This window comes from Delftia sp. ZNC0008 (assembly GCF_000799035.1).
Taxonomy (GTDB): Bacteria; Pseudomonadota; Gammaproteobacteria; order Burkholderiales; family Burkholderiaceae_C; genus Comamonas; species Comamonas tsuruhatensis.
Window position 1 is genome coordinate 1 of sequence record NZ_JTKZ01000047.1, and the last position, 2,083, is coordinate 2,083.

Below are 2,083 nucleotides of genomic sequence, written 5' to 3' on the forward strand. Positions count from 1 at the left end.
CTTGACGTTGGCGATGTCCACGCCCGTGCCGTCCGACTTCACGCGGACCTTCACGTTGTAGTCCACGACACGTTTGACGGGTACAAGGATTTTCATGAGAAAGCTCTTTCCTGGTTTTTGAAGTAAGACCTACGCAAGAAGGAACAAGGCAAGCGGCTTGCCATGGGGCGCAGCACGTTGTCGCATCCTGTTTGCGTAAGTCCTGTGAAGATGGGCGGTCAGCGGGCCAGGCCGGCCAACCGCTCGTTGATCAGTGCATGGGCCTGGTCCATGATGCCGGAGATCAGCTGCTGGACCGTGGGCACGTCGTGGATCAGGCCGGCCACCATGCCACAGGACCAGACGCCTGCGTCCATGTCGCCGTCATGCATGATGCGCGGATAGACGCCGGCCACCTCGGGCGCGATGTCGGCAAAGGTGATGGCCGCTCCCAGCTCGCGCTCCTTTTGCAGCAGGCGCTCGGTGGCCGGGTTGGTCAGCACGCGCTCGGTGTTGCGCAGCGGACGCATGACCAGGCGCGTGTCCAGCTCGCTGGCCGCGACGATGGCCTGCTTGACGTTGTCGTGCACGGGCGCTTCCTGGGTGGCGATGAAGCGCGTGCCCATGTTGATGCCCTCGGCGCCCAGCGCCAGCGCAGCCACCAGCGAGCGGCCGTCGGCCATGCCGCCCGAGGCGACGAAGGGAATCTTCAGTTCTTCGGCCGCGCGCGGCAGCAGGATGAAATTGGGGATGTCGTCCTCGCCCGGATGGCCGCCGCATTCGAAGCCGTCCACGCTGATGGCGTCGCAGCCGATGGCCTCGGCCTTGAGCGCATGGCGCACCGAGGTGCACTTGTGGATGACCTTGATGCCGGCTTCCTTGAGCGCGGGCAGCCATTTCTGCGGGTTGTTGCCCGCCGTCTCCACGACCTTGACGCCGCCTTCGATGATGGCCTTGACGTAGCCCGGGTAGTCGGGCGGGTTGACCGAGGGCAGGAAGGTCAGGTTGACGCCGAAGGGCTTGTCCGTCATCTCGCGGCAGCGCGCGATCTCGCGCGCCAGCAGCTCGGGCGTGCGCTGGGTCAGGCCCGTGATCAGCCCCAGGCCACCCGCGTTGGAGACAGCGGCGGCCAGTTCGGCCAGGCCCACATGGTGCATGCCCCCCTGGATGATGGGGTGCTCTATGCCAAAGAGTTCGGTGATGCGTGTCTTCATGTCGATGTCACTCCACTGCAATGCCCTTGTCGCGGATCAGCTGGCCCCAGCGTGTGTAGTCCTGCTGGATGCGCTGGCCCAGCTGGGCGGGGTTCTGGTAGGCGGCGATGGCGCCTGCGTTGAGCAGCTTGTCCTGGATGTCCTTGTCGGCAAGGATCTGCTGAACTTCGCTGGCGATGCGGTCGACCACGGCCTTGGGGCTACCCTTGGGCGCCAGCAGGCCGCCCCAGGAGACGGCGTCGTAGCCCTTGATGCCCTGCTCGGCAATGGTCTTGGTGTCGGGCAGCATGGCCACGCGCTGGGGCGAGCCCACGGCGATGGCGCGCAGCTTGCCGGCCTGGATGTGGGGCAGCGCGGCCACGAGGTCGGCATACATGATGGGCACCTGGCCGCCGATGGTGTCGGTGATGGCGGGCACGCCGCCCTTGTAGGGCACGTGCTGCATGTCGAAGCCGGCCATCTGCTTGAGCAGCTCCATGCTCAGGTGGCCGAAGCTGCCGGCGCCCGAGCTGGTGTAGTTGAGCGCGACCTTCTGCGCCTTGGCGTGGGCGATCAGGCTCTTGAGGTCGGTGACGTCGGGCAGCAGCGTGGGGTTGACCACGATGACGATGGGCAGGTCATAGACCGTGGCCACGGGCGTGAAGTCCTTGACGGTGTCGTAGCCGGCCTTCTTGTACAGGTGCGGCGCCAGCAGCGTGGGCGTGGCCAGCATCATCAGCGTGTAGCCGTCGGCCGGGCTCTTGGCGACCTGCACGGCCGCGATGGAGCCGGAGGCGCCGGGGCGGTTTTCCACCACCACGGTCTGCTTCAGACGCTCGCCCAGCTTCTGGCCCACGATGCGCGATGCCGTGTCGGTGGGGCCGCCCGCCGGGAAGGGCACGACCACGCGG

At 66.5% G+C, this 2,083-nt stretch carries 2 protein-coding genes and 1 pseudogene; all 3 read right to left on the reverse strand.

The features are described 5' to 3' along the window. Positions 1–96, reverse strand: a pseudogene (locus L995_RS32675) (electron transfer flavoprotein subunit beta/FixA family protein); the annotation flags it as partial. A gap of 122 nt (positions 97–218) precedes the next feature. After that, positions 219–1,193 carry an NAD(P)H-dependent flavin oxidoreductase gene (locus L995_RS01415; RefSeq protein ID WP_013804143.1) on the reverse strand — a complete coding sequence of 325 codons (975 nt, stop codon included), beginning with the start codon at positions 1,191–1,193 and terminating at the stop codon, positions 219–221. A gap of 7 nt (positions 1,194–1,200) precedes the next feature. Continuing rightward, positions 1,201–2,083: Bug family tripartite tricarboxylate transporter substrate binding protein (locus L995_RS01420; protein WP_047468427.1), on the reverse strand; the 883-nt coding region annotated here is incomplete at its 5' end.

What these genes read in the sequence shown, in the direction of transcription:
- L995_RS01415 (WP_013804143.1), bottom strand. Translation starts at nt 1,193, where the DNA reads ATGAAGACACGCATCACCGAACTCTTTGGCATAGAGCACCCCATCATC.